26 protein-coding genes and 1 pseudogene are annotated in these 24586 nt (G+C 32.4%); 12 read left to right on the top strand and 15 right to left on the bottom strand.

Translation table 11 applies throughout. The annotated features are described in order from the left end of the window. Positions 1-26 precede the first annotated feature (26 nt). Both pepT and NLG42_RS11545 read left to right on the top strand, forming a co-directional pair. Positions 27-1301: a peptidase T gene (pepT, locus tag NLG42_RS11550; protein ID WP_257683868.1), complete on the top strand. Its 1275-nt coding sequence runs from the start codon at positions 27-29 to the stop codon at positions 1299-1301. 3 nt (positions 1302-1304) lie between these two features. Then, positions 1305-1892, top strand: a complete 588-nt coding sequence (locus NLG42_RS11545; RefSeq protein WP_257683867.1) for a YdeI/OmpD-associated family protein — start codon at positions 1305-1307, stop codon at positions 1890-1892. A gap of 395 nt (positions 1893-2287) precedes the next feature. On the opposite strand, the gene yajC is transcribed toward NLG42_RS11545, so the two are convergent. The 3 genes from yajC to NLG42_RS11530 form a co-directional block, all read right to left on the bottom strand. Then, positions 2288-2563, bottom strand: coding sequence for a preprotein translocase subunit YajC (gene yajC / locus NLG42_RS11540; RefSeq protein WP_089055418.1), 276 nt, complete (start codon positions 2561-2563; stop codon positions 2288-2290). A 67-nt stretch (positions 2564-2630) separates the two neighbouring features. Continuing rightward, positions 2631-3542 (bottom strand): transcription antitermination factor NusB, encoded by a 912-nt coding sequence (nusB, locus tag NLG42_RS11535; RefSeq protein ID WP_257683866.1) that lies wholly within the window; start codon positions 3540-3542, stop codon positions 2631-2633. Positions 3543-3838: 296 nt separating this feature from the next. Continuing rightward, the gene (locus NLG42_RS11530; protein WP_089057618.1) at positions 3839-4945 is read right to left on the bottom strand and encodes a Glu/Leu/Phe/Val family dehydrogenase; all 1107 of its coding nucleotides are present in this window, start codon (positions 4943-4945) and stop codon (positions 3839-3841) included. 203 nt (positions 4946-5148) lie between these two features. Between NLG42_RS11530 and NLG42_RS11525 the strand changes: the two genes are divergently transcribed. The 3 genes from NLG42_RS11525 to NLG42_RS11515 all read left to right on the top strand — a co-directional run bounded on the left by NLG42_RS11525 (position 5149) and on the right by NLG42_RS11515 (position 8061). Further along, entirely contained in the window at positions 5149-6927 is a 1779-nt protein-coding gene (locus tag NLG42_RS11525) for an ABC transporter ATP-binding protein (protein WP_099719946.1), read from the top strand. Positions 6928-6996: 69 nt separating this feature from the next. After that, complete coding sequence (locus NLG42_RS11520) at positions 6997-7365, top strand: PUR family DNA/RNA-binding protein (protein ID WP_078227816.1); 369 nt, start codon at positions 6997-6999, stop codon at positions 7363-7365. A 147-nt stretch (positions 7366-7512) separates the two neighbouring features. After that, on the top strand, positions 7513-8061 hold the full coding sequence (locus NLG42_RS11515) for an RBBP9/YdeN family alpha/beta hydrolase (protein WP_099719947.1): 549 nt from the start codon (positions 7513-7515) through the stop codon (positions 8059-8061). Between the two features lie 73 nt (positions 8062-8134). Here the strand turns inward: NLG42_RS11515 and NLG42_RS11510 are convergent, their stop codons facing one another. Then, entirely contained in the window at positions 8135-8470 is a 336-nt protein-coding gene (locus tag NLG42_RS11510) for a tRNA-binding protein (protein ID WP_089057621.1), read from the bottom strand. A gap of 175 nt (positions 8471-8645) precedes the next feature. Here NLG42_RS11510 and NLG42_RS11505 point away from each other — a divergent pair, with 175 nt between their 5' ends. Then, entirely contained in the window at positions 8646-9200 is a 555-nt protein-coding gene (locus NLG42_RS11505) for a thioredoxin family protein (protein ID WP_257683865.1), read from the top strand. Positions 9201-9619: 419 nt separating this feature from the next. Continuing rightward, positions 9620-10015 (top strand): GreA/GreB family elongation factor, encoded by a 396-nt coding sequence (locus NLG42_RS11500; RefSeq protein ID WP_089057623.1) that lies wholly within the window; start codon positions 9620-9622, stop codon positions 10013-10015. A 111-nt stretch (positions 10016-10126) separates the two neighbouring features. Here the strand turns inward: NLG42_RS11500 and NLG42_RS11495 are convergent, their stop codons facing one another. The 9 genes and pseudogenes from NLG42_RS11495 to NLG42_RS11455 all read right to left on the bottom strand — a co-directional run bounded on the left by NLG42_RS11495 (position 10127) and on the right by NLG42_RS11455 (position 16020). Then, positions 10127-10438, bottom strand: coding sequence for a cytochrome c (locus NLG42_RS11495; RefSeq protein ID WP_257683864.1), 312 nt, complete (start codon positions 10436-10438; stop codon positions 10127-10129). A 95-nt stretch (positions 10439-10533) separates the two neighbouring features. Beyond that, positions 10534-11466, bottom strand: coding sequence for a peptidylprolyl isomerase (locus NLG42_RS11490; protein WP_089057625.1), 933 nt, complete (start codon positions 11464-11466; stop codon positions 10534-10536). Positions 11467-11534: 68 nt separating this feature from the next. Beyond that, positions 11535-12677 carry an MFS transporter gene (locus NLG42_RS11485; protein WP_233207107.1) on the bottom strand — a complete coding sequence of 381 codons (1143 nt, stop codon included), beginning with the start codon at positions 12675-12677 and terminating at the stop codon, positions 11535-11537. Positions 12678-12822: 145 nt separating this feature from the next. Beyond that, positions 12823-13167 (bottom strand): cupin domain-containing protein, encoded by a 345-nt coding sequence (locus NLG42_RS11480; protein ID WP_257683863.1) that lies wholly within the window; start codon positions 13165-13167, stop codon positions 12823-12825. Positions 13168-13179: 12 nt separating this feature from the next. After that, the gene (locus NLG42_RS11475; RefSeq protein ID WP_257683862.1) at positions 13180-14085 is read right to left on the bottom strand and encodes an archaemetzincin family Zn-dependent metalloprotease; all 906 of its coding nucleotides are present in this window, start codon (positions 14083-14085) and stop codon (positions 13180-13182) included. A 14-nt stretch (positions 14086-14099) separates the two neighbouring features. Next, a pseudogene (locus NLG42_RS11470) lies at positions 14100-14543 on the bottom strand (sugar phosphate isomerase/epimerase family protein); the annotation flags it as partial. An 18-nt stretch (positions 14544-14561) separates the two neighbouring features. Continuing rightward, positions 14562-14975 carry a hypothetical protein gene (locus tag NLG42_RS11465; RefSeq protein ID WP_257683861.1) on the bottom strand — a complete coding sequence of 138 codons (414 nt, stop codon included), beginning with the start codon at positions 14973-14975 and terminating at the stop codon, positions 14562-14564. Positions 14976-15105: 130 nt separating this feature from the next. After that, positions 15106-15567 (bottom strand): nuclear transport factor 2 family protein, encoded by a 462-nt coding sequence (locus tag NLG42_RS11460; protein ID WP_257683860.1) that lies wholly within the window; start codon positions 15565-15567, stop codon positions 15106-15108. A gap of 126 nt (positions 15568-15693) precedes the next feature. Further along, entirely contained in the window at positions 15694-16020 is a 327-nt protein-coding gene (locus NLG42_RS11455; RefSeq protein WP_257683859.1) for a hypothetical protein, read from the bottom strand. A gap of 227 nt (positions 16021-16247) precedes the next feature. On the opposite strand from NLG42_RS11455, the gene trmD reads away from it, so the two are divergent. Continuing rightward, the gene (gene trmD, locus NLG42_RS11450; RefSeq protein WP_089057632.1) at positions 16248-16922 is read left to right on the top strand and encodes a tRNA (guanosine(37)-N1)-methyltransferase TrmD; all 675 of its coding nucleotides are present in this window, start codon (positions 16248-16250) and stop codon (positions 16920-16922) included. Between the two features lie 197 nt (positions 16923-17119). Beyond that, the gene (gene rplS / locus NLG42_RS11445) at positions 17120-17470 is read left to right on the top strand and encodes a 50S ribosomal protein L19 (protein ID WP_089057633.1); all 351 of its coding nucleotides are present in this window, start codon (positions 17120-17122) and stop codon (positions 17468-17470) included. Between the two features lie 8 nt (positions 17471-17478). Here the strand turns inward: rplS and NLG42_RS11440 are convergent, their stop codons facing one another. Together NLG42_RS11440 and NLG42_RS11435 are read right to left on the bottom strand one after the other, a co-directional pair. Further along, positions 17479-17670 carry a hypothetical protein gene (locus NLG42_RS11440; protein WP_257683858.1) on the bottom strand — a complete coding sequence of 64 codons (192 nt, stop codon included), beginning with the start codon at positions 17668-17670 and terminating at the stop codon, positions 17479-17481. Between the two features lie 467 nt (positions 17671-18137). Next, complete coding sequence (locus NLG42_RS11435; protein WP_099719952.1) at positions 18138-18557, bottom strand: helix-turn-helix domain-containing protein; 420 nt, start codon at positions 18555-18557, stop codon at positions 18138-18140. A 402-nt stretch (positions 18558-18959) separates the two neighbouring features. Between NLG42_RS11435 and NLG42_RS11430 the strand changes: the two genes are divergently transcribed. The 3 genes from NLG42_RS11430 to NLG42_RS11420 all read left to right on the top strand — a co-directional run bounded on the left by NLG42_RS11430 (position 18960) and on the right by NLG42_RS11420 (position 24584). After that, complete coding sequence (locus NLG42_RS11430; protein WP_089057635.1) at positions 18960-21182, top strand: NADP-dependent isocitrate dehydrogenase; 2223 nt, start codon at positions 18960-18962, stop codon at positions 21180-21182. A 153-nt stretch (positions 21183-21335) separates the two neighbouring features. Next, on the top strand, positions 21336-23717 hold the full coding sequence (locus tag NLG42_RS11425; protein WP_257683857.1) for a TonB-dependent receptor: 2382 nt from the start codon (positions 21336-21338) through the stop codon (positions 23715-23717). 39 nt (positions 23718-23756) lie between these two features. Beyond that, positions 23757-24584: a DUF4249 domain-containing protein gene (locus NLG42_RS11420; RefSeq protein ID WP_089057637.1), complete on the top strand. Its 828-nt coding sequence runs from the start codon at positions 23757-23759 to the stop codon at positions 24582-24584. Positions 24585-24586 lie beyond the last annotated feature (2 nt).

Below are 24586 nucleotides of genomic sequence, written 5' to 3'. Positions count from 1 at the left end.
CTTATATTTGCTAAAAATTAAAAAAAATGCAACACATCATAGATCGTTTTATCAGTTATGTAACAATTGATACCGAATCAGATCCGAATTCGAAAACTACTCCAAGTACAGAAAAACAATGGAATCTTGCTAATAAATTAGTTGAAGAACTAAAAACTATAGGTTTAACAGATGTTACAATTGACGACAAAGCTTATATCATGGCGACTCTGCCAAGTAATGTTGATCATGAAGTACCGACTATTGGATTTGTTTCTCATTTTGATACTTCTCCAGACTTTAGCGGTGCAAATGTAAAACCACAAATTGTAAAGAATTATGATGGTAAAGATATTATTCTGAATGCTGAAAAAAATATCATTTTATCTCCTGATTATTTCAAAGATTTATTGCAATATAAAGGTCAAACTATCATTACAACTGACGGAACTACTTTGTTGGGTGCCGATGATAAGGCTGGAATTACAGAGATCGTTTCTGCAATGGAATACTTAATTCAGCATCCAGAAATTAAACACGGGAAAATTAGAATTGGTTTTACTCCTGATGAAGAAATTGGACGCGGTGCACACCATTTTGATGTTGAAAAATTTGGTGCTCAATGGGCGTACACAATGGATGGAAGTCAAATTGGCGAATTAGAATATGAAAATTTTAATGCTGCTGGTGCAAAAATTACTTTCAAAGGAAAAAGCGTTCACCCAGGATATGCCAAAGGAAAAATGATAAACTCAATGTTGATCGCAAATGATTTTATCAATGAACTTCCTAAAGGCGAAACTCCGCAGGAAACAAAAGGCTACGAAGGCTTTTTTCATGTTCATCATATAAAAGGTAACATTGAAGAAACAGTTTTAGAATTGATTATACGCGACCATAACAAGAAAAAATTCGAAAAACGTAAAGAGTTAATCGCAAAAATTGCTAAAAAATTCAACAAGAAGTTTGCTAAGAAATTTGGTGAAGATATTGTAATTGCTGAAGTAAAAGATCAATATTACAATATGAAAGAAAAGGTGCTTCCTGTTAAACATATTGTAGATATTGCCGAAAAAGCAATGCGAGAACTAGACATTAAACCAATCATAAAGCCAATTCGAGGCGGAACTGATGGATCTCAATTATCTTTCATGGGATTACCTTGCCCAAATATATTTGCGGGAGGACATAATTTTCATGGAAAGTACGAATATGTTCCTGCTGAAAGCATACAAAAGGCAACAGATGTAATTGTAAAAATTGCTGAACTTACAGCAATTCCTGGAATTTTTGAAGCAACCGAAAAACCTAAAAAGAAATAATAATTGGAACCTAATTCTGATAAAAAACACGTTTGGGACAAAGTCAATAATTGGCAGGAAGAATTACTTTTCCTTAAGTCAATTATTGATAAAACTGAACTGGTTGAAACTATAAAATGGGGCGGACCTATTTATGTTTACAACAAAAAAAATGTTATTGGAATTGGAGGTTTTAAAAATTACTTCGCTATTTGGTTTCTGAACGGAGTTTTTCTAAAAGACGAAAAAAAGAGACTTATCAATGCTCAGGAAGATAAAACAAAATCTATGCGTCAATGGCGTTTTACTTCAAAAGAAGAGGTAAACGAAAAAGAAATTTTAGAATATATCTTAGAAGCTATTGAAAATGAAAAGCAGGGAAAAATTATTAAACCTTCAAAAAAGGAAATGATAGTTTCAGAACTGTTGGAAAAAGAAATGATCCAAAATCCAGCCTTAGCCACAGCTTTTCAAAAATTCAGTCCATACAAACAGTATGAGTTTTTAGAATATATTGAAACCGCTAAACAAGAGAAAACGAAGCTTACCAGAATCGAAAAAGTGATTCCGATGATATTAGCAAATGTTGGACTGAATGATAAATACAGGTAGATTAAATTCTAATATTTAAATTTTAAATTCCAAAATCAAATACTTAAAAGACCTTTATCAAAGTTTAAAACCTTGACAAAGGTTTTCTTTTTTTGTCATCTCGAGGAACGAGAAATCTTCGTAAGAAACTCTACAAAGATTGAGGAAATTGATTGAGGAGCTACCTACAGAGATCCCTCGTTCCTCGGGATGACAATATTGAGTCGATTTCTATAGAGTTCCTGTTGTAATTTCTCTTCATAAGTAGCTCTACAAAGATTAACAATTTTGTTTGCGGAGTTTCTTACGAAGATTTCTCGTTCCTCGAAATGACAAAATTGTGTTGAATTTTGTCACAAAAAAAATCCCAAACTCCATTGAGGAATTTGGGATTTTCGATATTGTAATTTAAAAAATTAAGCTTTTTTATTCAAAGCAGCACTCATTTCCATAGAAATAGCTGAACGCTCTATTTTTAATTTTCCAGACATTGTTTCGATAATAACTGAAGTTTCAGCAAGTTCAACAACTTTACCGTGGAAACCGCTTTTTGTAATTATTTTATCACCTACTTTTAGGCTGCTTTCAAATTCTTTTTCGTTTTTTGCTCTTTTTTGCTGTGGTCTGATCATGAAGAAATAGATTACCACAAACATTAATAGAAATGGCGCAAATTGAGTTAATTGTCCCATAATTGAAATTCTGTTTTTGATTTATATTAATACTTTCTTTTGGAATTTATAAACTGGAATTACCCTTTTACATTAGTCCTCTTCCAACTTTAACCATTTTTTTATTGGCTGTAAGTTCCTTAACAAGATTATCTAAAATTCCGTTGATAAAAATACTACTTTTTGGTGTAGAATACTCTTTTGCAATTTCTAAATATTCGTTAAGAGTTACTTTTACTGGAATTGAAGGAAATTTCAAGAATTCGCAAATTGCCATTTTTAAGATAATAGTATCAATTTCGGCAATCCTTTCACTGTCCCAATTTGGCGTTTTATCATCGTATTCTTTTGCCAAAACAGATTCGTTTAAAACTGTTCTTCTAAATAAATCTTTCGCAAAATCCTTATCCTCAACATCTTTATACAATTTAGGAACTCTAAAATCGTCTGGATCTTCAGTCTTAATTGCTTTCAATTGTTTAATGATATGTGTATTTACAACCGGAATATCATCAACCCAAGTTAATTTATCGTCTTCAAGATATTCGTATAATTTATCATTTGGAACAATTACTTCAGCAAACAAATCAGCAATAAACTGTTTGTCTTCCGCAAAAGTATTAACATTGTTGCTCATGTATTTTTTATACAAATCGCTTGCTTTAATATCATTTAAAAGTAAAATGATATAATCGTCATTTAAAGTCCAGTTGTTGATTTTACGATTTTCTAAAGCGATACTTAGAGAATTGCTCTCGGCAAGAAGTTGAAAAATTTTGTTTTTGATAAATTTTTCATTCGGATTACGTTCTGCAGCAGTTGCAAGATGTTTTTTGCTTGAAAGATGTAAAAAAACAGATTCTTTTTTGCAAATTTCAATCAATGAAGAAAGCATTATAAGATATAAATCCTGAATATTATCAATGCTGTAGAAAAGAAACTTCTCTTCTTTTTCCATATTATCAGAACCGCTTTGATGCATTGCATAAATGGACTGCATTACTTTAACGCGTATGTGTCTTCTATTTACCACCTTGTAAGAACATTTAAAAATTAGTCTGCAAAATTAGGAATTTCAATCCTTATATTAAAATTTATTCGCAAAAAAGTAATGGTTTTAGCGGTCAGTTTTCAGAATTTAGTGGTCAGTCTCCGTTTATAGTGATCAGTAATCCGTATTTTAGTAGTCAGTCTAAGTATGCAGATAAAAAAAAATCTCAGTTTACAGAAAAACTGTAAACTGAGACTTACTAATATATTTTCTCAACACTAAAAAAAGTAAACACTGAACACTAATTATTTCTTAGCGTTTTCAATTTTTCTTGCATCAATACGATTTTGAGCAATCGTAAGCGCAGCTTTATGAGTAGTCATTCCGTTTTTCACAGCATAATCGATAATCTCTAAAGTAGTATTATAGATATTCTCGGTTTTAGCCATGATCTCTGCTTTACCGTAATGCTCTAATTCAGCATAAACATTGATAATTCCACCAGCATTGATCAAGAAATCTGGAGCGTATAAAATTCCTCTTTCTTGTAATCTTGCACCGTGAACATTCTCATCTGCCAATTGGTTGTTTGCAGCACCAGCAATAACTTTAGCTTTAATTTTGTTAACTGTATTATCGTTAATAGTTGCTCCCATTGCACATGGTGCATAAATATCAACATCTGCAGTATATAAATCCTCGCCGGTATAAATTGTCGCATTGTATTTTGAAGCAACCTGATATAATTTTTCTTCGTTAATATCAGTAATTGTAACCTGTGCTCCTTCTTTAGTTAAATACTCAACCAAAGTTTCACCCACGTGTCCAATTCCTTGAACTAAAACTTTTTTACCATCTAAAACATCAGAACCAAATTGGCTTTTTGCAGCCGCTTTCATTCCTAAATAAACACCGTAAGCTGTTACAGGAGACGGATTTCCAGAACCACCTCTTTCTTCAGAGATTCCCGTTACGTAAGGAGTTACATCTCTTACAGTATCCATATCTTTAGTTTCCATTCCAACATCTTCAGCAGTAATATATCTTCCGCTTAAAGAGTGAACAAACTCACCAAACTTGCGCATTAACTCAGGTGTTTTTTGCGTTTTAGCATCACCAATAATTACCGCTTTACCACCTCCGATATTCAAACCGGTGATAGCTGATTTATAAGTCATACCTCTTGAAAGACGCAAAACATCGTTTAACGCTTCCCATTCAGTATTGTAATTCCACATTCTAGTACCTCCTAAAGCTGGACCCATAACCGAATTATGAATACCAATAATTGCTTTTAAACCTGTATCTTTGTCATTGCAAAATACAATTTGTTCGTGATCGTCAAAAGATAATTGACCAAAAACAGGATCCATTTTTTGAAGTTCCTTTCCAGTTGCGAAAGCTGCATCCATAGCGCTAGTATTAATTAGTTAAAATTATGAATTTGTCAAAAAGACTTCTCAAACTTAAACAAAAAATACACTTGTGCTAATTTTTTATCTATATAATAACAATTACACAATATATTATTTCTGATTTAATTGCATTTTATTATAATTTTAATTAAGAATAATTCATAAAATTAAATCAATACAATATTGAATCTCTTAAAAAAATGAAAGAATTAAGCTATTTAAATAAATATTTCATTAAATACAAATACAGTTTTTCCTTAGGTATTTTAATCACCATAATCGCACAAATATTTTTCTTATTTACTCCAAAACTGGTCAGTAAGTGTTTTGACGTGATTGAGCGCTTTCTAAAATTATCCGAAGCAGACAAAAATTCAACAATAATTATTGATTTTTATCAGCGTGAATTAATCCATAACGCACTCTTAATCACTGCAAGTGCCATCGTTGGAGGATTTTTAACCTTTTTAATGCGCCAGACTTTAATAGTAATGTCTCGTCATATTGAGTTTGATTTAAAAAATGAGGTTTTTAAACAATACGAAAATCTTTCTCAAAATTTCTACAAGCAAAACCGCACCGGAGATTTAATGAACAGAATTAGTGAAGATGTATCAAAAGTTCGTATGTATGTAGGACCTGCGGTTATGTATACCATTAATACTTTTATTCGTTTTGCGATTGTTATACTATATATGTATAATGTCTCGCCGTTACTTACTTTATATACCATTTTACCTTTACCAATTTTATCGTATTGCATTTTTAAACTAAGTTCTGAAATCAATAAGCGAAGCACAACCTTTCAACAATACTTATCAAAAGTTTCGAGTTTTTCGCAGGAAATATTCTCTGGAATTAGAGTTATAAAAGCGTATTCTTTAGAAAATCAACATCAAAACAACATGATTGATCTTGCCGAAGAAAGCAAACGTAAAAGCTTAAGTCTCGCAAGAGTTCAATCATTATTTGGTCCTTTAATGATTGCTCTGATCGGAATCAGTAATTTAGTCGTAATTTACTTTGGAGGCGTAATGTATATCAACGGAACAATTCCGAATATTGGAACTATTGCTGAATTTATATTGTATGTAAATATGCTTACATGGCCTGTTGCTTCATTAGGATGGGTTTCATCTATGGTTCAGGAAGCCGAAGCGTCTCAAAAGCGTCTAAATGAATTTTTGAAAATCGAACCAGAAATCAAAAACAACAATCCAAACTCATCAGACATTCAAGGTTCAATTGCTTTTGAAAATGTAAGTTATACTTATGCAGATACTAACATTGAAGCTTTAAAAAATGTCACTTTTACCGTAAAAAAAGGAGAAACATTAGCCATTTTAGGAAAAACTGGTTCTGGAAAATCGACGATCTTATCTTTAATATCGCGATTATACGATGTTACTGACGGAAGAATAACGATTGACGGAAATGAAATCAGTACGCTAAACTTAAATGATTTGCGAAATAATATTGGAATTGTTCCTCAAGATGCATTCTTGTTTTCGGACACTATTAAGAATAACATCAAATTTGGCAATCAAAATGCAACAGATGAAGAAGTAATTGAAGCCGCAAAAAGTGCCGTTGTACATGATAATATTGCCGCTTTCAACAAGCAATACGACACTGTTTTAGGCGAAAGAGGTATCACACTTTCTGGCGGACAAAAACAGCGTGTATCGATTGCGAGGGCAATTATAAAAAATCCAGCAATTTTACTTTTTGACGATTGTTTATCTGCGGTAGATACCGAAACAGAAGAAACTATCCTAAATAACCTTTTCGAAATTTGTAAAGATAAAACTACAATAATAGTCAGTCATCGAGTTTCCTCTGCAAAGAATGCCGATAAGATTATAATTTTAGAAGATGGTAAAATCATTCAACAAGGCTCTCATAATCAATTAATAAATCAGGAAGGCTATTATTCATCGTTATATTTAAAACAACTTTCGGAAAAAGAATTACTTTAATTGTTGCGTAATAGATAATTTTTTATGATTTTTGAGTACTATTAATTCCAAAAAATGATAGAACGTATTATGAGAGAAAATGACATGTTAGAAAAAGAAGAGATTTTTTCTAAAGTATTACGAGCAGGAAGAAGAACTTATTTCTTTGATGTGAGAGCTACTAAAGCTGACGATTATTATATCACAATTACTGAGAGTAAAAAATTTACTGAAGAAGATGGTTCTTTTCATTTTAAAAAACACAAAATTTATTTATACAAAGAAGATTTTAGTGCTTTTGCCGAAATATTAGAAGAAATGACTTCATACGTTTTGAACCACAAAGGCGAAGAAGTAATTTCTGAAAGACATCAAAAAGATTTTAAAAAAGAATACAGTTCTGATAAACCTGAAGGACAAAGATCTAGCTTTACAGATATCGATTTTGACGATATTTAGTCCTATTATAACTTTTTAAAAAGTACAAGTCCAAAATGCTAACCATTTTGGACTTTTTTTATATATTTAAACTCTATAAGTTTAGTCGAGATAAAACTAGGTCTAAACTTTTAAACTAACCATTTTAATATATAAAAATTCCAAGAAATGGAAATACAACTATTAATATTACCTGGTCTGGGAAACTCTGGCGACAAACATTGGCAGACCTTTTGGCATGAGAAATTTAAAAATTCTATTCGTTTAGTTCAAGATAATTGGGATGAACCCGTTCGCGAAGATTGGATTTCTCGCTTAAACGAGCAAGTTTCTAAACTTGACAAACCAACTATTTTGGTCGCCCACAGTTTAGCCGTTTCTTTAGTATTGCATTGGGCAGAAACAAACAACAATAAAAATATTGCCGGAGCATTACTGGTTGCTCCTGCCGATGTCGATTCACCCGAACACACTCCTGATGTTATTAGAAATTTTTCACCAATGCCGCTTTATAAATTACCATTTCCGTCGATAGTTGTAGCCAGTGAAAACGACCCTTACTCTTTGTTTGAAAGAAAGCAGTATTTTGCTGAAAAATGGGGAAGTGATTTTGTAAATGTTGGCAGACAAGGCCACATTAACTCAGATTCTGATTTAAAATATTGGGAAGAAGGACAAGCAATTTTGCAAAAGCTGATATCGAATATTAATAAGTAATCAGTGTTCAGGTTTTTAGTGTTCAGTTTTAGATAAGTAAATAACTGAACACTAAAAACCTGAACACTGAACACTAGCCTATACGAAGCCCATTTTCAATCTTAAAATCAGGAGCTAATAAAATAACATCTCCCTCCTCGCCTACTGCACCAAGTACAAGACATTCGCTCATAAATTTCCCTATTTGTTTTTTAGGAAAGTTTACAACCGCTACAATTTGTCTGTTTAATAAATCTTCTTTTTGATAGCGTTTTGTAATTTGTGCAGATGATTTTCTAATGCCAATTTCTGACCCAAAATCTATAGTCAATTGAAAGGCAGGTTTTCTCGCTTCAGGAAAATCATTTACCTCCACGATAGTTCCAACTCTCATATCTGTTCTTTCAAATTCATTCCAGGTTAAATCCATTTTTTGATTTTTGATTATTTACAAACCTATAAATTTTGTTCTTAATATCATTATTTGTACAATCTATTTTTTAGAGCTGTCTTTACTCTTAAAAAGCAGCTCTAGAAGAATTATTCTTGTGCTCTTTTTTTTACAGAAATTAAAAGCTATTTTTGAGAACTAATTTTCTATAAAAATGGCACGAACTCCTTCAAATATGATTCCTTTGGGAACAATTGCTCCCAATTTTTATCTAAAAGATACCAATTCTAATAATGAATACTCTTTTGAAGATTTGAAAGGATCAAAAGGAACTCTTGTTATTTTTATGTGCAATCATTGCCCATTTGTTCTTCATGTCATGAAAGAAATTGTAATGATTGCAAATGATTACCGCGTTCAAGGACTTGGTGTAATAGCTATTTCAAGCAATGATATTGAAAAGCATCCTGAAGATTCGCCAGAGATGATGACTGAATTTGCTTTTAAAAATAAAATTGATTTTCCATACCTATTTGATGAAACTCAAGAAATTGCAAAAGCTTATAATGCCGCTTGCACTCCTGACTTTTACTTATTCGACAGTCAAGATCGATTATTTTACAGAGGTCAGCTTGATGATTCAAGGCCTGGAAACGGAATTCCGTTAAGCGGAAGCGATTTAAGGAGTGCCATTGATGCCTTAATTTACAATCGTACCTTAAATGCAATTCAAAAGCCAAGTATAGGCTGTAATATCAAATGGAAATAAAGAGTGTACACCTTTAAAAAAGTTTACCTATCTTTGCACTATCTAATAAACAAATCCTCATTTTGAGCACTATAACAATATTTACAGTTTACCTGTTGTTGTCTTCTTTAAGAAGAGAACTGTCTGGTGCTGTTTTTATTTCACATAGTAAGGCCTTTATTAATTAGGCCTCCGTCTATTCCAATTTCTTCTTTCAGGCGGAGGATTTTACCACATTTTAATATTTATTTTTATTTGAAGGAGTAACTTCTCTCAAATAATTTTTTGCTTTTTTTAATCAAACAATCCCAAAACATCAATTGTACAAAATCTACAATTTGATTTTTTTTGAGTTAAAAAAAAACTAATCAGCCTGAACGAAGAACAAATTTGAAACAGAAAACACAAACGTTTAAATTATAATAATAAAATATAGATATATGAAACCGACACCCACATTCTGTAAAACAGATTATCAATTTTTAAGAGAATTGATATTAAAAAGTAAAAATTCAACAAATACTAAAGAAGCAAATCAGCTTTCGCAAGAATTAGATCGTGCAGTTATCAGCAAAGAAAGCGAGCTGGATAGTTCTGTTATCCGAATTAACTCTTTTGTAACAATTGAAGATGTAAAGGCAAATAAACAAATGAAAATTCAAATCGTTTTACCTTCATCTGCAGACGTAAAACAATCTAAAATTTCGATTCTTGCACCATTAAGCGTTGCTATCATCGGATTTAAGGAAAATGACGAAGTCGATTGGGAATTACCTGCTGGTATAAAGACTTTAAAAATAATAGCAGTAGACAATACGGCTGTACATAATTTATAACTTTTTAAACACCTCATTCTGTGACGGTGTTTTTTTTATATCTATCCATAAACAAAAAAACTATTCAATAGACTTACTGAATAGTTTTAATTATCATTTCTTAAGAGCAAATTATAACTGCGAATGAATATAATTTGTTATTGATGCCATTTTCACATCGTCTAACTTTGCTTTCTTCTGCATACGCACCAAAATTGGTTTCCAATCTTCTTTAGTAAAATCTTTTGGTTCGTACAATTTGTGACATCTTGCACAACTATTATCATACAAATTTTTACCTTCTGCCAATTCAGGAGTTAATTCGGCTTTTACCGTTTTAGAAGCTGGAGCAGAAGTTTCTGCTGTTGCAGCGGTTGTTTTTTTTGTACCGCACGACGCTAAAAGTAACGTTACAACTGCTAAAGTTAGAATTTTTGTTTTCATTGCCTTGATTTATTTTTAAGTAAATATAAAAAAAATCCCATTCGACAAGGCGAATGGGATTCTATTTAAAATCAATTTAAACTTTATCAGTTTTATTATTTTACGTCCATTAATTCAACGTCAAAAATCAAAGTTGCGTTTGGCGGAATTACTCCTCCTGCACCTGATGGTCCGTAAGCTAAATCAGAAGGAATTACAAAACGAGCTTTGTCTCCAACTTGTAATAAAGCAATACCTTCATCCCATCCTTCAATAACTTGACCTTGACCTAATCTAAATTCGATTGGTTTTTTACGTGGGTAAGATGAATCAAAAACTTTTCCGTTTTCTAAAGATCCTTCGTAGTGAACAGAAACTGTTTTACCTGCTTCTGCTTGTTTACCGTCACCTTTTTGAATCATTTTGTAACGTAAACCGCTTTCTGTTTTATCAAAACCTGCTGCTAATTGTTCCATTTTTGCTTCAGATTCTGCTTTTAAAGCTGCTTCACGTTTCAAACGAGCACCTTTTAAACCAATAAAAGCTTCGATTGCATTCCATTTTTGAGCTTCTTCACCAACTCTAATAATTTCTAAAGTTTCAAGAGCATCACCTTGAGCAACAGCATCAACTACATCTTGTCCTTCAACAACATAACCAAAAACACTGTGTTTTCCATCTAACCAAGGAGTTGGAACGTGAGTGATAAAAAACTGAGAACCGTTACTTCCTGGACCAGAATTTGCCATAGACAAAACTCCTGGACGATCGTGTTTTAAACTAGATACAAATTCATCATCAAATTTATAACCTGGATCTCCAGTTCCAGTTCCTTTTGGACATCCACCTTGAATCATGAAATCAGGAATTACTCTATGAAAGTTTAATCCATCATAAAATTTTTGTCCTTGAGGTTTTACTTTATTCTCCATATTTCCTTCTGCAAGAGCTACAAAATTCCCTACGGTTCCTGGTGTTAAATCGTGTGTTAGTTTTACTAAAATCGAACCTTTACTAGTATTGAATTTAGCGTATATTCCGTTTTCCATTGTTGTTATTTTTAATTTGACTGCAAATTTACAAATTAATTTTTTATCAATTTGTGCTTTCTATTTTTTTAGACCCGACGTTTCTGCTTTGATTTATAAGTAAGTCCGTAAACGGCTAATGCTAATAATGACAACACCATACAGCCAATTGCTACGGCATGCCATCCGCCTAATTTCCACAACAATAATCCGTATGCAGATCCTGCCGCGGTTCCTAAAAAGCTAAATGACATAAATACGGTATTTAACCTGTTTCTGGCTTCAGGTAATAGAGAATAAACTCTCGTTTGGTTTGAAATATGCACTCCTTGAATTCCAATATCGATAAACACAATTCCAATCGCAATTCCGATTACACTTTCTATAGAAAAATAGAAAATCAAAAAGCTTATTAAAATCAGCAAACAACCGTAACCAACTGCAATTCTGGAATTTCCTTTGTCTCCAATTTTTCCAACCAAAGGCGCCGCCAATGCTCCAGAAGCACCAACAATACCAAATAAACCAATTGTTGCGCTATTAAAATGAAATGGTTCACCAGAAAGCAATAAAACCATAGTAGTCCAGAATGCACCAAACTGAGCAAAGCTAAAAACATTAATCATCGTAGCTTCACGCAATACAGGCTGTGTTTTTATAAGTGTAAACAAAGATTTTAACAATTCGCCATAAGTACCTTTAAACTGAGGTTTATTAACTGGAAATTTACTTTGGATCAGGAAAAATATCAAAAGACAAATTCCCGCTGCAATATAAAACATGGATCTCCAACCTAAAATCTGACCAATAAAACCACTTAAAGTCCTAGAGAGAAGAATTCCAACTAAGAGACCGCTCATAATGGTTCCAATTACTTTTCCTCTTTGTTCAGGAGTGCTCAATGAGGCTGCCAAAGGCAAAATAAGCTGTGGTACAATTGATGTAATCCCAATTAATAAAGAAGCAATTTGCAGAACCAAAAAGCTTTTGGCTGCAGCAGCAATAAGCAATGCTATTACAGAAGCAAAAGTGGTTATTAAAATTTGTTTTTTACGTTCTAGTTTATCCCCAAGCGGTACCATAAAAAACAACCCAATAGCATAACCTGCCTGAGTTAAATAAGTTATAGTTCCTGCACTGGCTTCTGGAATTTTAAATTCGTTGGCAATTAAAACAATTAAAGGCTGGCAGTAATAAAGATTTGCAACGATAAGACCAGTGCAAACTGCCATAAAAAGGACATTCGTTTTAGATAAATTCATTTTGCAAAAATACTATTCTAATTGGAACCAAAACTTTAAAAAAAATATAAAATTTCTAAAGTCTCCATTAAAACCAAGCCTTTTTATACCAATTATGCAGTATTTGAAAACTTTTTTATTTCATAAAATCTTCGCGCATTGGGCTAAAAACATCGGTTAGAAGACCACTTTCTAAGCAAACAACACCATGAACAGCATGAGACGGAATATAAAAACTATCTCCTTCTTTCAAAGTTTCTGTTACGCCGCTTATCGTAACATCAAATTTACCGCTTGAAACGTAAGTAACCTGAGAATGATAATGTTCATGCAAAACACCAATTCCTCCTTTTTCAAAATGTACATTAACAAGCATAACGCGATCATCAAAAGCTAATATTTTACGTTTGATTCCTTCGCCTACAACTTCCCATTCTATTTCATCTCCTTTAATAAACTCTTTACTTGTTCCGAAACTCATATTATTTAATTTTTATTGAATGCTTTTAAGGTCTTTTTTTGTTACCTGTAATCCTTCAGCTAAATTGTTGTCCTTAAAATATTTTTCTAATTCTTTTAACCTTTTTACATTATCATACTTAAACCCAGTATTTAATTTTCTTTGACAGAGAGAACACAATCTAATAGAATGTCTATCTGTTTCTACCATACTATTGGTTCCATTCATGACGCAATTTACTTCAATACAATGATGCAAACCAAACATATGCCCAATCTCATGCGAACAAATTTTCAGCAATCGATCTAAGCATAAATTAAAATCAGCTTCTTTCTGCATTCTGTAAATAGAACTTACCGCAATTTTATCTCTGTAAGATGCCAGTCCAAAAACATAATTCCATTCTGGTTTTGGATACAAATCCTTTTCAGTTATTGCCATTAATGCAATTCTTTTATCAGGACTTTCTTCTTTTAAAACATCTGTCAAAATATATCCTGCTAAAAATTGTTCTTGCCCAACATCTCCAATTCGTCTGGCGTGATTTGGAATAATATCATTTGAAGCATTTTCTAAAACCTTGGTTTCAAGCTGAAAGAATATTTGTAAATATTGACGAACCAATTCAATCTGTTTTAATTGTGAAGAATTAAATTGTCCAATTGGTTTCAAATAGATAATATCTTCTTCTTTTGTTGGAACAACATGTTTAGTCCGAACAAATTGCTCAAAACTTTGTCCTTTCTCTTTATGAGAAAACAACCAATCGCCAAAAACTGGTTCCCCAAGCTTAACATCATTAACTTTAATATCTAAAAAATAAGGTTGAGGAGGTAAAATTTGTTGCGAATTTAACTGTGATTTTGAATTATTTTCTTCTTTCTTATTTGAATGACAAGAACAAAAAAATACAAACACCAACAAAACAAGTTTCTTCATAAATTACTACTTATTCAGATTAAGTTTTTTGAAATGAAATCATAACTGGTTTTAATCGAATCAATAGCATTTGGAATATAATTGTTCTCCTGCTCCACAAAAAAACACATCATTCCTGATATTTTTCGCTGCTTGAAAAAAGGCTTAAAATCAATAGAGCCAGATCCTATTTCAGAATTCAAGCTCTGGTTTTCTTTATCCATATCTTTTACATGCCACATTTTAAATCGCCACGGATTTGCGGCAAACAATTCAAGAGGATTGTTGCCTGAACGAACAACCCAATATAAATCTAACTCAAAAAACACTAAATCTTTCTCTGTTTCTTTTAACAAAATCTCATAACCTGTAGTGCCGTTTTCTAATTTTTGAAACTCAAAATCGTGATTATGATAAGCAAATTTCAATCCTTCATCTTTACACATTTTGGCAGCTTCATTCAAACGTACAGCAATCTTTTTATAATCTTCACTATTTTATCTATACGCTTCATCAATCCATGGAACGGTTAAAAAATCGCTTTTTAAAGTTTTTGCCGCTTTTATAGCAGCAATCAATTCTTCTTTATTTCCATCATAAAGAAAACTCCCTAAATTATAATGTCCGCTTACGGCTTTCAAATCATTTTCATCCAAAATCTTTTTAAATTCTGAAGGCGATAATCCCCAAAACTGATCTTTGATTGAAAATCCGTAAGTTTCTACAATAGAATAACCTGAATCTGATATTTTCTTTAAAGTCGATTTTACGTCTTTTGGAAGTTCCTCTCGCAATGTATATAATTGCAAGCCTATTTCTTTTTTCTCCATGCTAAATGCTAATGACGGCAAAGCCAAAACTGCGGCTCCTGCCAAACTGCTGTTTATTATAAATTTTCTTCTTGTTACCATCTTTACAAAAAAAGTAAAACTTAAAACTATACAAACTGATTTTCAAAATCACGAATAAAACTATGAAGAGCAATCGCAGTCTCTTTGTACATAATTTCCTCTTGTCTCATAAATTTTTCATTACTCTATTTTACTTTGAATCTTCTTCTTCAAAGTTATCGAAATAAGTAAAATCTTTTGTAATCATTCCATTTTCGAATGTAAAAATAGTACAGATAGGCAGTTCAAATTTTGAATTATCCGGAGCAGTACCACTTGAGATAAATTCAACAATTATATGTTTCTCTCCTGACGGATATATTTGCACAATACTGTCTTTTAAATCTGGAAAAACTTCATTTAAACCTGCATATTTCTCCTCGATTTGTTTTCGAGTCTGCTTTACAATTCCCTGCCCTAATGAAGGATCCTTAAAATCGGCTGTTTCAGTATACATTTCAGCCATTTTTTTCCAATTATGACTATTGAAATATTCAAAATATTGCTTTACTACTTTTTCGTTTTTTGTGGTATCCATTGTTTTTGACTGGTTTTGGTTATTACAAGAAGCAAGTACAAAAATTGCAGCTAGTATTGTTATTCCTTTTTTCATCTGTTATTGTTTTTTAAGCTTTAATAAAAGTAATTAAATTTAACAATAATTCACTTAAAGAAACAACAAAAAGCAATCTTATCTTATTGATTGTAAATAACTAAACAAAAAAATCAGCCATTAAAGTTAATCCGCAATAACTATTTGCTGCGGTGGATAATTCTGCTTTTCGTTTTTATAGGAATATACTTTTCCTTCAAAATCAATGTATATATAGGTATAATTCCAATAACTTGGCCCGGCAATTCTTTGCTTAGCATTATTAGAGTTTTTATAAACTTGATCTGCATAAACCAATATCTGTCCTTGAGCGTTGTTAATAGTCCGAATAGGAAATCCCCAGCTTTTAATAAGATTGTGTCTCGTTTTGCCAGTCAAACCATCTAATGTATTTTTTGAGCTTGAGCAAGAAGCAAAAATTATAATTATAAGTAACAATGTGATTTTTTTCATGTTTATTTATTTTGTCTTATTGCTTTAGGTACATCATTTTAAAAGTAGGCTTTCTTCCAAAAAAAGAAATAAACCTAAGATCATCAATTGATTAAATAAACATTAACTCGTGCGGTTCATAATGGTCAAATATTTCAATTTAACAGGTATAAATGTTTCAGATATTAAATCATTAAAACTTCAAATATTAACTTTGTATCTTTGTAGCAAACTTTTGAAGAAAAACAATGCGAATTGACATTATAACGATTTTGCCGGAATTATTAAGAAGCCCGTTTGAGGCATCGATTATGAAACGTGCTATTGATAAGGGTTTAGTAGAAGTGCACTTTCATAATTTACGTGACTATACAACCAATAAACAAAAAAGTGTTGATGATTACCCTTTTGGCGGAGGCGCTGGAATGGTAATGACTGTACAGCCAATCGATGATTGCATCACACACTTAAAAAGTGAACGTGAATACGATGAAATCATTTATATGTCGCCTGACGGTGAAACGTTAAACCAGAAAATGGCCAACAAAATGTCTATGTATGAAAACATTATCATTTTATGCGGACATTATAAAGGTGTTGATCAGCGTGTAAGAGATCATTTTATTACTAAAGAAATTTCTATTGGTGATTATGTTTTATCTGGCGGTGAATTAGGCGCTTTGGTTTTATCTGATGCATTAATTCGATTAATTCCAGGAGTTTTGAGTGATGAAACCTCAGCGTTGACAGACAGCTTTCAGGACAATTTACTTTCAGGACCTATATATACAAGACCTGCTGATTATAAAGGATGGAAAGTTCCAGAAGTTTTAACGAGCGGACACTTTGCTAAAATTGATAAATGGCGCGAAGATATGGCTTACGAACATACTAAAAACAGAAGACCTGATTTACTGGAATAGTCTTAAAATACGCAAGTCAGCATATTCATTTTTAAAACATTACAGCTTTATAGACTTCAACTTTATATCTTAAAAAATAATTCACAATTTATAATTCATAATTTATAATTATTTTCTACATTTGCACCCGAATTGGACTAACCTCTGGCGAGATCCGTGAATGTTACTCTAAATAAAACTATAATAATAAAATTATCATGGCAGATTTATTAAAATTCGTTCAAGACGAATTCGTTGCTAGAAAAGATTTCCCTGTATTTGGAGCTGGAGATACTATTACAGTATTCTACGAAATTAAAGAGGGTGAAAAAACAAGAACTCAGTTTTTTAAAGGAGTTGTTATTCAAAGAAGAGGTTCTGGTAACACAGAAACTTTCACGATTCGTAAAATGTCTGGAGCTATTGGAGTTGAGCGTATCTTCCCAGTAAACTTACCAGCTTTACAAAAAATCGAAATCAACAAAAAAGGTTCTGTTCGTAGAGCTAGAATTTTCTACTTCAGACAACTTACTGGTAAAAAAGCTAAGATTAAAGATAAAAGAAGATAATCATTTATCTAATTGTTATAAAAAACTCGTTTCATATCATTTGAAACGAGTTTTTTTTTGCGCCCGATTTTTAAAATACCATAATCTTTTTCAGGAGCTAATCCTGCTCCCGAAGCCTCGGGACGTTTCAATCTTTTGCTTTTTAAAGAAAAAAGCAAAAGGATTTCCACTTCTATCGGGGCTAGGGCAATAATTTTCATAACAATATTTTCTTTTAGTTTGTCATTTCGACGAAGGAGAAATCTTCGCAAGTAGCGCGGCAAAGATTGGCGACAATATTGAAATTCGCTTTGCGAAAGAACAGATTAAAACGGATTTATCAGCTTAATCTTTTGGAAAATAAAATCCGTTTTTTATCTGCGTTTTACGAAGTAAATCTGTTTTATCCGCGTCAAAATTAGACGCTTATTTTACTGATTCGCTAAAGCGAAAACGCTGATAAAAACGGATTTTTCTAATTACTTTCTTGCTTAAACCGTTAAGTAATTTTGTAAATTTCCCTTAACTTATTTGCGTGAGGGATAGAAGTGGAAAGCCCACAGCCTGACGAAGGAAGTGCGAGGACTTGAAACGGATAGCCCGGTTCGCCTTTTTCGGCGAACGCGCCCAAAATAAAAAAACCGATACTCATAAAGCATCGGTTTGTATTTAATAAAAAATTGATTTTCTATTTTTTTAATAGTTTTTCCAAATATTCGATTTTGTCTTTTTCAGCTTGCAGCAAACGTTCGTAAAGCTTTTCTTTTTCATGGAAAGTTTCAATTAATTTGTCTAATGGATTGAATGTACAATGATAATTATGATTATTTCCAAATTGACCGTTATTGATACTATTATCGTGGAAAGTGTTAAAATAGCTAATCATATTTTCTTCTGAAAAATTTTTAATTGCTTCTACACTTACTCCCAAAGCTTTTGCAACTTCTGCAAGTTTTTCATCATCTATTGTTTCACTGTTTTCAATAGCCGATACAGCTTGTTGGTTTGTTCCTAAAGCCTGCGCCAAAGCTTCTTGCTTCATATCACGAAGTTCACGAATACGGCTTATTTTTCGCCCTATATGATTTGGTTTTGTAAGTGTGCTCATAATTCAAAGATAATGATTAAGCGTAATAATAAACAACAAGTAAAAAACATATTAAACAATGTATCTTACATTTGTTACATGTTGATTGCTTTTTGGTCAAAAATACAACTTTTCTCACAAAAAAGATTGAAAATAAAATAGATTTATACAACTGTAGTGTTTTCTATTTTCGAAATGTTCTGCTTTTACCTATGATTAATCAAAACTGCAATTTTTTAATATCAAAATCATCGATTTGGCAATTTAACGTGTGCGAATTAGTAATCTGATAATTCCAGTATTTCTCGGTAAAACTATACCGTTTTCGGACTGTTTTTATTATATTTGCTCCGCTCATTTTGAGCCGACTATATCATTCACATCGCCATTCCTTGACGACACGATTATAAAAAAAAAAAAAAAATGACACAGAATTCAAAAATTTTTTACACCTTAACTGATGAGGCGCCGTTATTAGCGACTTACTCTTTATTACCTATTGTTCAAGCTTTTACTTCCACAGCTGGTATTGCTATTGAAACTAGAGATATCTCGTTAGCAGGAAGAATTTTATCTAATTTCCCTGAGTCTTTAACAGATGCTCAAAAAACAGGTGACGCTTTGGCTGAATTGGGTCAATTAGCTACAAAGCCAGAAGCTAATATTATCAAGTTACCAAACGTTTCTGCATCTGTACCACAATTAAAAGCTGCTATTGCTGAATTGCAATCGCATGGTTATAACATTCCTAATTTCCCAGAAGATCCGCAAAATGATGCTGAAAAGGAAATTAAAGCAAAATATGCAAAAGTATTAGGTTCTGCAGTAAACCCAGTTTTACGTGAAGGAAACTCTGACCGTAGAGCTCCAAGAGCCGTTAAAAACTTTGCAAAAGCAAATCCGCACTCAATGGGCGCTTGGTCTGCTGACTCAAAAACTAAGGTAGCTTCTATGCCGAATGGTGATTTTTACGGAAGTGAAAAATCACTTACTGTTACTGAAGCTAATGATGTAAAAATTGAATTTGTTGCTAAAGACGGTTCTACAACTGTTCTTAAAGCAAGTACTCCTTTAAAAGCTGGTGAAATCATCGACAGCTCTGTAATGCATTTAAAAGCTTTAAAAAGTTTTGTTGCTGAAGCTATTGCTGATGCCAAAAAAGAAGGTGTTTTACTTTCTGTGCACTTAAAAGCTACTATGATGAAAGTTTCAGATCCAATTATCTTTGGCGCTATCGTTGAAGTTTATTTTGCTGATCTTTTCAAAAAATACGAAACTTTATTCAAAGAATTAAACATTGACACTAGAAATGGTTTAGGTGATATCTATGCAAAAATTGCTGGAAAACCTGAGCAGGCTGAAGTTGAAGCTGCGATCAATGCTGCTATCGAAAACGGACCAGCTCTTGCAATGGTAAATTCTGATAAAGGAATTACAAACTTACACGTTCCTTCTGATGTAATTGTAGATGCTTCTATGCCTGCAATGATTCGTACTTCTGGACAGATGTACAACAAAGAAGGAAAACAACAAGATACAATCGCGATTATTCCAGATCGTTCTTATGCTGGAATTTATACTGCAACTATCGATTTCTGTAAAAAACACGGTGCTTTTGATCCTAAAACAATGGGAAGTGTTCCTAACGTTGGATTAATGGCTCAAAAAGCAGAAGAATACGGATCTCATGATAAGACTTTCCAATTGAAAGAAGACGGCGTTGTTCGCGTTGTTGATGCAAATGGAAATGTTTTAATGGAACAAAACGTTGAAGCAAATGATATTTTCAGAATGTGTCAAGCAAAAGACGCTCCTATTCAAGACTGGGTTAAACTAGCTGTAAACAGAGCTCGCTTGTCAAGTACTCCTGCAGTTTTCTGGTTAGACGAAAACAGAGCGCATGACAGAGAATTGATTCTAAAAGTTCAAAAATATCTTAAAGATTACGATACTACAAACTTAGATATTCGCATTTTAAATCCAGTTGCTGCAACTGAATTTACTTTAGACAGAATCATCAAAGGTTTAGATACTATCTCTGTAACTGGAAACGTTCTACGTGACTATTTAACGGATTTGTTCCCAATTTTAGAGTTAGGAACTTCTGCAAAAATGTTATCTATCGTTCCTTTAATGAACGGTGGTGGATTGTTTGAAACTGGCGCAGGAGGATCTGCTCCTAAACACGTTGAGCAATTTACAGAAGAAGGATATTTACGTTGGGATTCACTAGGAGAATTTTTAGCTCTTGGTGCTTCTTTAGAGCATTTAGGACAAACTTTAGACAATTCTAAAGCAATTGTTTTAGCAGAAACTCTTGACGAAGCAAATGACAAATTCTTAGCAAACGATAAATCTCCAGCTCGTAAAGTTGGACAAATCGATAACCGTGGTTCTCACTTTTATCTTGCTTTCTATTGGGCTCAGGCTTTGGCTGCTCAAAATAAAGATGCAGAATTAAAAGCTATCTTTACTCCAATTGCTGCTGAACTTGAAGCTAATGAAGCTAAAATTGATGCGGAATTAATTGGTGCACAAGGAAAACCTCAAACACTTGGAGGATATTATCAGCCAACACCAGAATTGGTAAGCAAAGCAATGCGTCCTAGCGAAACATTCAATGCAATTATTGCCAAAATAAAATAATTTAGACGCACTGCTTTGCTGTGCACATCTATAATAAATACGGAAAGGACAACTGATAAGGTTGTCCTTTTTTTATTCTTAACTAATGTTTAACAAAATTCAGTCTGTTATATTTAGTAAGAATTATTAACTATGTAGTTCAAAACCAAAGCAATGATTACAAAAAAGATTAGTTTACTTCTTATCCTTATTTTTACCACATTTGCTTCTTTTTCTCAAGAAAAATTCACACTCAGCGGAACTATAAAAGATTCTAAAAATAACGAAAGTTTAATTGGTGTAAACGTTTATATTCCTACCTTAAAAATTGGAACAACAACTAATGAATATGGTTTCTATTCTATAACAGCTCCAAGCGGCGAGCATGAAATTGAAATTAGTTATTTAGGATATCAAACCATTCATAAAACTATTATCTTAAATCAAGATACCAAAAATAACTTCTCCATCAGCGAAAGCGGTCAAGAACTTCAAGAAGTTATCATTAAAGATAATAAAGGAAAAATAAATATTAAGTCGCCAGAAATGAGTGTCAACAAACTCTCAATTTCGACGATAAAAAAAATGCCTGTAGTATTGGGTGAAGTCGACGTTATTAAATCCATTTTACTGCTTCCAGGAGTAACTAATGCAGGCGAAGGTGCATCAGGATTTAATGTGCGAGGCGGCGGTGCCGATCAAAATTTAATTTTATTAGATGAAGCTACAATCTTTAACTCTTCACACGTATTTGGTTTTTTCTCGGTTTTTAATCCAGATTCGATCAAAGATTTGAAATTGTATAAAGGAGGAATACCTGCCAGATTTGGCGGTCGCGCCTCATCTGTTTTAGATATTTACCAGAAAGACGGGAGCAGTAAGAATTTTCATATGAGCGGAGGAATTGGTTTAATATCCAGCCGACTTCTTTTAGAAGGTCCAATTGTAAAAGACAAAGGTTCATTTTTAATTGGCGGAAGAGCTTCATACGCCCATTTATTCCTAAAACTATCCGAGGAAAACAAAGACAACTCCGCTTATTTTTATGATCTAAATGCAAAATTCAGTTATAAATTAAACGACAACAACAGCTTATATTTATCTGGATATTTTGGTCGGGATGTTTTCAGCCTTAATAAAAGCTTTACAAATACTTACGGAAACTCTACTTTAAATCTTCGTTGGAATCATTTGTACTCTAATAAACTGTTCTCAAATTTATCTTTAATCTACAGTGATTATTATTATGGTCTTGACTTGGATTTTGTTGGTTTCAAATGGGATTCAGGCATCAAAAATTATAATATTAAATATGATTTCAAAAACTATATTTCAGATAAATTCAAATTAAATTATGGTTTAAACGGGATTTATTATGATTTTAATCCTGGAACTATTAAACCAAGCAATGATACATCTGGGATAAATCCAGATCAACTAGATCGAAAATATGCGTTTGAACCGTCAATTTATATAGATGCTGAAAACCAGCTTTCTAAAAAAATAACGCTGGCTTACGGATTACGTTACAGTTTGTTTTATCGTTTAGGAGCATCGACCATAAATTATTACGACAATAATAATCCTGTGCTGTTTAATACTGACATGCAGATTTACGAAAAAGCAACTCCATCTTCAACAAAATATTTTAGTTCAAATAAAGTAATTCAAGATTACAACAACTTAGAACCTAGACTTTCTGTCTCTTATCAATTAAATGACGATCAGGCAATAAAAGCAAGTTACAATCGCATGGCGCAATATCTTCAGTTAATTTCGAATACCTCATCTCCTACTCCGCTGGATGTTTGGATGCCAAGTGATAATTACATTAAACCACAACTTGCTGATCAGGTTGCTTTGGGTTATTTTAGAAACTTTAATAACGGCGTTTATTCTCTTGAAGTTGAAACTTATTATAAAAAAATCAAAAACAGACTGGATTATATCGATGGTGCTGATTTGATTGCAAATGACGCAATTGAACAAGTGATTCTAAACGGACAAATGCGTGCTTATGGTTTAGAAATTATGCTGAAGAAAAACGAAGGTAAATTCAACGGATGGATTTCTTACACTTTATCTAAGTCAGAACAGCAGACACCGGGAAGAACTCCTGAAGAAATAGGCATCAATAACGGAAAATGGTACAGCTCTGCTTATGATAAAACACATAATTTAGCCGTAACATCAGCTTACAATTTAAACGATAAATGGTCATTTGGCGCTAATTTCATTTTACAGTCTGGACAACCTGTAACTTACCCAAACGGTCAATATGAGTATTTAGGAATTACAGTTCCAAGTTATGGACTTCGAAATAAAGATCGCCTGCCTGCCTATCATCATTTAGATATTTCGGCGACTTTAACTCCAAGAAAAAATAAAGACCGTAACTGGAAGGCCGAATGGGTTTTTAGCATATACAATCTGTACAACCGCCAAAATGCAACATCAATCAATTTTAGACAAAATCTCGACACAGGAGTAAATGAAGCCGTGCAATTGTCAATATTTGGTATGGTTCCCGCTGTTAGTTATAACTTTAAATTTTAAAGAAGTTTCATTTCTGTAGAGAAATAATAAAGATACATCATGAAAAAAATTATTCTATTAATCGTATTATTTACAACGACACTTTTTACTAGTTGTGAAGAAGTTGTAGAAGTTGATTTAGATACAGCTCCGCCAAAATTAGTAATCGAAGCAGCTATCAATTGGGAAAAAGGAACAAAAGGAAATGAACAGACGATAAAATTAACTACAACAACTGGTTATTTTGATAACGTAATTCCGACCGTTTCTGGTGCAATTATCAATATAAAAAACAGTCAAAATGAACAATTTAATTTTATCGAAGTTAAAAAAACCGGTCAATATGTATGTTCAAATTTCACGCCTGTAATTGGAGAACAATACACCTTAACCGTAATCAGCAGAGGAAATAGATACATTGGCACTGAAACTTTAAAATCAGTGGCACCCATAACTCGAATAGATCAAAATGACAAAGGTGGTTTAACAGGAAAAGATATCGAAATAAAAGCGTTTTATAATGATCCTGGCGATGCAGAGAATTTTTATTTATACAAATATGTATATTCTAATAAAGTAAAATCAACCTTTTATGTAGATGAGGATAAGTTTTTTAACGGAAATGAATTTTTCAGTCTTTCTAATGATGAAGATTTGAAAGTTGGAAATGAAATCGAAATAACACATTACGGAATTTCAAAACAATACTTTAATTATATGAGTATTTTAGTCAGCATTGCTGGAAGCAATATTGGAGGTCCATTTCAATCTCCTCCTGCAACTGTAAAAGGAAATATTATTAATGTAACCAATAAAGATAATTATCCATTAGGTTATTTCTCTCTTTGCGAAACTTCTAAGGTTAATTATAAAATAAGTACAAAATAAAA

The organism is Flavobacterium plurextorum (genome assembly GCF_024638035.1).
Classification (GTDB): domain Bacteria; phylum Bacteroidota; class Bacteroidia; order Flavobacteriales; family Flavobacteriaceae; genus Flavobacterium; species Flavobacterium plurextorum.
Note: the sequence above shows the minus strand (reverse complement) of the source record. Positions and strands in the feature narration are given on the sequence as shown.

Coding starts and splice junctions, on each gene's coding strand:
- pepT (WP_257683868.1), top strand. CDS start 27: ATGCAACACATCATAGATCGTTTTATCAGTTATGTAACAATTGATACC.
- yajC (WP_089055418.1), bottom strand. CDS start 2,563: ATGGGACAATTAACTCAATTTGCGCCATTTCTATTAATGTTTGTGGTA.
- nusB (WP_257683866.1), bottom strand. CDS start 3,542: ATGCAGTCCATTTATGCAATGCATCAAAGCGGTTCTGATAATATGGAA.
- NLG42_RS11530 (WP_089057618.1), bottom strand. CDS start 4,945: ATGGATGCAGCTTTCGCAACTGGAAAGGAACTTCAAAAAATGGATCCT.
- NLG42_RS11525 (WP_099719946.1), top strand. CDS start 5,149: ATGAAAGAATTAAGCTATTTAAATAAATATTTCATTAAATACAAATAC.
- NLG42_RS11520 (WP_078227816.1), top strand. CDS start 6,997: ATGAGAGAAAATGACATGTTAGAAAAAGAAGAGATTTTTTCTAAAGTA.
- NLG42_RS11515 (WP_099719947.1), top strand. CDS start 7,513: ATGGAAATACAACTATTAATATTACCTGGTCTGGGAAACTCTGGCGAC.
- NLG42_RS11510 (WP_089057621.1), bottom strand. CDS start 8,470: ATGGATTTAACCTGGAATGAATTTGAAAGAACAGATATGAGAGTTGGA.
- NLG42_RS11505 (WP_257683865.1), top strand. CDS start 8,646: ATGGCACGAACTCCTTCAAATATGATTCCTTTGGGAACAATTGCTCCC.
- NLG42_RS11500 (WP_089057623.1), top strand. CDS start 9,620: ATGAAACCGACACCCACATTCTGTAAAACAGATTATCAATTTTTAAGA.
- NLG42_RS11495 (WP_257683864.1), bottom strand. CDS start 10,438: ATGAAAACAAAAATTCTAACTTTAGCAGTTGTAACGTTACTTTTAGCG.
- NLG42_RS11490 (WP_089057625.1), bottom strand. CDS start 11,466: ATGGAAAACGGAATATACGCTAAATTCAATACTAGTAAAGGTTCGATT.
- NLG42_RS11485 (WP_233207107.1), bottom strand. CDS start 12,677: ATGGCAGTTTGCACTGGTCTTATCGTTGCAAATCTTTATTACTGCCAG.
- NLG42_RS11480 (WP_257683863.1), bottom strand. CDS start 13,167: ATGAGTTTCGGAACAAGTAAAGAGTTTATTAAAGGAGATGAAATAGAA.
- NLG42_RS11475 (WP_257683862.1), bottom strand. CDS start 14,085: ATGAAGAAACTTGTTTTGTTGGTGTTTGTATTTTTTTGTTCTTGTCAT.
- NLG42_RS11465 (WP_257683861.1), bottom strand. CDS start 14,975: ATGGTAACAAGAAGAAAATTTATAATAAACAGCAGTTTGGCAGGAGCC.
- NLG42_RS11460 (WP_257683860.1), bottom strand. CDS start 15,567: ATGAAAAAAGGAATAACAATACTAGCTGCAATTTTTGTACTTGCTTCT.
- NLG42_RS11455 (WP_257683859.1), bottom strand. CDS start 16,020: ATGAAAAAAATCACATTGTTACTTATAATTATAATTTTTGCTTCTTGC.
- trmD (WP_089057632.1), top strand. CDS start 16,248: ATGCGAATTGACATTATAACGATTTTGCCGGAATTATTAAGAAGCCCG.
- rplS (WP_089057633.1), top strand. CDS start 17,120: ATGGCAGATTTATTAAAATTCGTTCAAGACGAATTCGTTGCTAGAAAA.
- NLG42_RS11440 (WP_257683858.1), bottom strand. CDS start 17,670: ATGAAAATTATTGCCCTAGCCCCGATAGAAGTGGAAATCCTTTTGCTT.
- NLG42_RS11435 (WP_099719952.1), bottom strand. CDS start 18,557: ATGAGCACACTTACAAAACCAAATCATATAGGGCGAAAAATAAGCCGT.
- NLG42_RS11430 (WP_089057635.1), top strand. CDS start 18,960: ATGACACAGAATTCAAAAATTTTTTACACCTTAACTGATGAGGCGCCG.
- NLG42_RS11425 (WP_257683857.1), top strand. CDS start 21,336: ATGATTACAAAAAAGATTAGTTTACTTCTTATCCTTATTTTTACCACA.
- NLG42_RS11420 (WP_089057637.1), top strand. CDS start 23,757: ATGAAAAAAATTATTCTATTAATCGTATTATTTACAACGACACTTTTT.